This window comes from Methyloceanibacter marginalis (assembly GCF_001723295.1).
Lineage (GTDB): Bacteria > Pseudomonadota > Alphaproteobacteria > Rhizobiales > Methyloligellaceae > Methyloceanibacter > Methyloceanibacter marginalis.
The window spans coordinates 1-4001 of sequence record NZ_LPWD01000402.1 but is presented as its reverse complement, the minus strand read 5'-3'; the positions used below and the strand labels follow the sequence as shown (position 1 = coordinate 4001).

At 64.9% G+C, this 4001-nt stretch carries 4 protein-coding genes and 1 pseudogene; all 5 read right to left on the bottom strand.

Translation table 11 applies throughout. The features are described 5' to 3' along the window. Nucleotides 1-763 (bottom strand): AsmA family protein (locus AUC71_RS13635; protein ID WP_141701711.1); only part of this gene is annotated, 763 nt, incomplete at its 3' end. Between the two features lie 91 nt (nucleotides 764-854). Next, nucleotides 855-2270, bottom strand: a complete 1416-nt coding sequence (locus AUC71_RS13630; protein WP_069624679.1) for an FAD-binding oxidoreductase — start codon at nucleotides 2268-2270, stop codon at nucleotides 855-857. A 67-nt stretch (nucleotides 2271-2337) separates the two neighbouring features. Further along, nucleotides 2338-2993, bottom strand: a pseudogene (trhA, locus tag AUC71_RS13625) (PAQR family membrane homeostasis protein TrhA). A gap of 146 nt (nucleotides 2994-3139) precedes the next feature. Then, nucleotides 3140-3520, bottom strand: a complete 381-nt coding sequence (locus AUC71_RS13620; RefSeq protein ID WP_069624678.1) for a hypothetical protein — start codon at nucleotides 3518-3520, stop codon at nucleotides 3140-3142. Nucleotides 3521-3652: 132 nt separating this feature from the next. After that, nucleotides 3653-3910, bottom strand: a complete 258-nt coding sequence (locus tag AUC71_RS13615) for a hypothetical protein (protein WP_141701710.1) — start codon at nucleotides 3908-3910, stop codon at nucleotides 3653-3655. Between the last annotated feature and the right edge of the window lie 91 nt (nucleotides 3911-4001).

Here is a 4001-nt window from a genome sequence, read left to right as displayed (position 1 = left end):
CCAGCGCATCGAGATTGGTCATGCGCATGAGCACGGTGCCGTCATAGACGGGGGTCGCGCCGAGCCCCGTGACCGCGCCGTCGAACTGGTAGGCTGTGGAGCGGTCGGGATCGCGCAAGGCCGCCTTCAGGCGGAACTGGCCCGTCTGGTCCATGGCCCCGGTGGAGAAGCGAATGGACTGACGGCGGCCTTCGTAACCGTATTCGGCGGAGACCTTGTAGGGACCGGAGAGCGAGGTCGCACTCGCCTCGCCGTCGATGTCGTTGAACACGAATTTCAGCACGCCGTCCTTGACGATCTCGACCGTGCCGCCGCTGACCCGCACGGAGTCGAGCAGCACGTCCTTCGGCGCGAAGGGCACGGGCACGCCCGGGCGGCCCACATCGCCCCAGTTCCCGGTGCCGTCGGCGTTCAGCTCGAGGCGCAGCGTGGGATCGACGATGGTAAGTTGATGCGCTTCGACGGCGCCGGTCAAAAGTGACCCCACGTCGATCTTCGCCTCGAGAGACTTCGCCTCGAGGAACGGCTTCTCCAGGCTGCCGTCCTCGTTCGCCACTCTGATGTCGTCGAATTTCAGCTGCGGCGCGGGCAGCACGATGAGATGGACCTTGCCACCCACCTTGACCTCGCGGCCGAGCAACTTGCTGGCCTGCTCCTCGAAGGCGGGGCGGTAATCGTTCCAGTCGATGAAGAGCGGTGCGGCGAAGAGCGCGCTCAGCACCAGAATCAACAACGCGGTCAGTGTGAGCAGAAGCGAGTTCACCGATATCTCTGCCTAGGGCTCGGTTGCGGGCGCATAATCCCCGCGCAAAGCGACAAGGATGCGAGCCCATTCCGGCGCGCGCGACGCCCCATCATGGTATCGCAAAAATCTTGCCAGGATTGAGGATATTCAACGGATCGAGCGCCTTTTTTATGGCAATCATCACGTCGACGCCTAGTCCGTGTTCCGCCGCCAAATAGCCGATCTTTCCCTGGCCGACCCCGTGCTCGCCGGTGCAGGTGCCCTCGAAGCGCAGGGCCCGTTCCGCAAGGCGGTCGAGGAAGTCCTGAACATTGGCGCGTTCCGTGGCGTCGGCCGGGTCGATGAGGGGCATGACATGGAAATTGCCGTCGCCCACATGGCCGACGATGGGGGCGAGCAGCCCCAATCTCTCGATGTCCCGCTTGGTCTCCGCGACACAGGCCGCGAGCGCCGAAATCGGCACGCAGACATCGGTGGCGATCAGGTCCGCCGCCGGGCCTAAGCCCCGCGCCGCCCAATAGGCGTCATGGCGCGCCTGCCAGAGCCGGTTCCGGTCCTCCTGGCGTTCGGCCCAGTCCAGCTCACCGCCGCCTTCGCCCCCGGCGATCTCGGCGAACATCTCGACCTGCTCGCGGGTGCCGGCCTCGGTGCCATGGAATTCAAGGCACAAAGTCGGCTTCTCAGGCAAAGTGAGGTCGGAATAGGCATTGCAGCCGCGGATTTGCACCTCGTCCAGAAGCTCGATGCGGGCCAGCGGCAACCCCATCTGGAGCGCAGCGATGGTGGCGTTGCAGGGCGCCTTCCAACGTGTCGAAGGTGCAACGCCGGCGAGGATGGTCTCCGGAATGCCGTAGAGCTTCAAGGTCAGCGACGTGATGACCCCGAGCGTGCCTTCGGAGCCGATCAGAAGTCGGGTGAGATCGTAGCCGGCCGCTGATTTCCGCGCCCTGCCCCCGGTGGTGACGATGCGGCCGTCGGCGAGTACTGCGGTCAGGCCCAGCACCAGATCGCGCATGGTGCCGTAACGCACGGCGTTGGTGCCCGACGCGCGTGTCGCAGCCATGCCGCCGAGGCTTGCGTCCGCGCCGGGGTCCACGGGGAAGAACAGTCCCGTGTCGCGCAAATATTCGTTGAGCTGCTTTCGGGTGACGCCGGGCTCGACCGTGCAATCGAGGTCCGGCTCGTGCACGGCGAGGACGCGGTTCATGCGTGAAAGATCGAGCGACAATCCCCCAAGCGGCGCATTCAGATGGCCTTCGAGCGACGTGCCGGTGCCGAACGGGATGACAGGGACGCGTGCCGCGGCGCAGGCCTTGACCGCGTCGGCCACCTCGTCCGTGGTTTCGGCGAACAGCACGGCGTCCGGCGCCTGAACCTTGAGCCAGGTGAGCGTGTTGGCGTGCTGCTCGCGCAGAGCTTGGCTGCGCGACAAGCGGTCGCCGAACCGCGTGGCAAGCGCCGCGAACAAGGCTTCCTTGTCTTCCGCGGCCGGGCGCGCCCCCGCCTCTGCCATGAGGGTGGTCATGGCGCATAGTTTACAATCAGTTTCTAAACAAAATCAGGCAGGTTTTGCCTTGGTTCAGGCGGCCCGCTCAGGCGACGCGCACGACGCCGATCACCGCCGCGTAATGGCAGCTCGCCGCTGACAGGACAAAGCCGTGCCAGATGGCGTTCTGATAGGGCAGCCGGTTCCACAGATGGAACACCACGCCGACCGTGTAGAGCACGCCGCCGACCATGAGCAGGGTCAACACGCCGGCGGGAAGTGCCGCGTGCAACGGCTCCCAGGCGGCAAGGACCGCCCAGCCCTGCACCAGATAGAGCGCCGTGGACAGCCCATCGAGGAAACGCGGGAAGAACAGCTTGATGGCGATGCCGATCGCCGCCATGGACCAGACAACGGCGAGTAGGCCGAGCCCCCAGGCGCGTTCATTTTCAGCAGGACGAAGGGCGTATAGGTGCCGGCAATCATCAGGAAGATCGCGGCGTGATCGAACCGTCGCATGATCTCCTTCACCTTGGGGCGCACCACGAGATGGTAGCCGGCCGAGCAGCCGAACGTCGCCACGAGCGCCAGACCGTAGATGGCAAGACCGGCCACCATGAGCGCGGTCTCGTTACGGATGCCGATGACGAGCAGTACGATGAGCGCAATGACGCTTGCGGCGACACCGATGACGTGGATCGTGCCGTCGGCCAGGCGCTCGCCGAACGTGTACCGCGGAGACAGAGTCAAAACCTCGCTCATTCCTTCTAGCTGGTGACTTTATTCAGCTTAGCAAGGGATGTGGCGGGCGTGAGGCGCACGCCGTCACGCATGCGTCATCGTCCGGCTCCCTTGGGGTGTCCAAGAGATCCGGCGATGACGACATGTCTTAGGAAAGAGGTGGAGTGCTAGTTGCCGCAGGCTACGGCGCCGGCGGTGCACACATACGGCACGACCACGCCCTTCCAGCACTGGGCGTAGGTCTTGGAGGTCACGACATCAGGCTTGAGCAGCATGTCGGATGTGACAACCGGGCGCACAGCCTTCCAGAACGGGTCCGGCGTGACTTTGCGGGGCCGCAGGGTCACGTAGCTCCAGCCGCGCTGACGCTTGACCTGGTTGGCCGTATCGATGGCATTCGCATACGCGGCCCTCGCCGCCGATGCCTTCGACTCGGCGCTATTGGTCGCCTTGATCAATTGGCAACCGGCGCTCGCCGTCTGAAGTCCACCGAGAAACAACACGGCGAAGCCAAGCACCGCCAAGCCTGCCTTGAAAACCCGAAGCATTCCGACCTCCAAATTGTGGTTAATCCTCGGCCAAAACTTCCTTTGCCACTCCGCGCGCAGACCCGCAAGTCTTACGGGAGACAGATGGAGAAACAATTCCGTGACTGTGGCCGATAGGCACGCAGACGCGGCTCAGTCTTCGACCTTACAGGGAGGCCCCTCGGGGCAGGCGCCCGGGCGGTGGCGCGTGAAGTTCTGCATGATGTCGTCGTCGGGGGCGGCCTGATCCGGCGCGTCCGCCTGCTCGCCATTGGCGTGAGGCGGCGCGGGATCGCCGTCGGGGACCACGGGAGCCTCGGTTGCGGGCGCCTCGGTCTCGGTGGCGAGGGCCGCGGCAGGGCCGCCCAATAGGGCAAAGGCAATCAGGGATATAGCGAGGACCGTCTTCATGGCCCTAGTTTCCTTCTGGCTTCTCGGCGCACATTGTCTTGGCGAAGTCGGCGAGGCGCGCAAAGCGCGGGTCGCTCTCGACGGCTTGCGT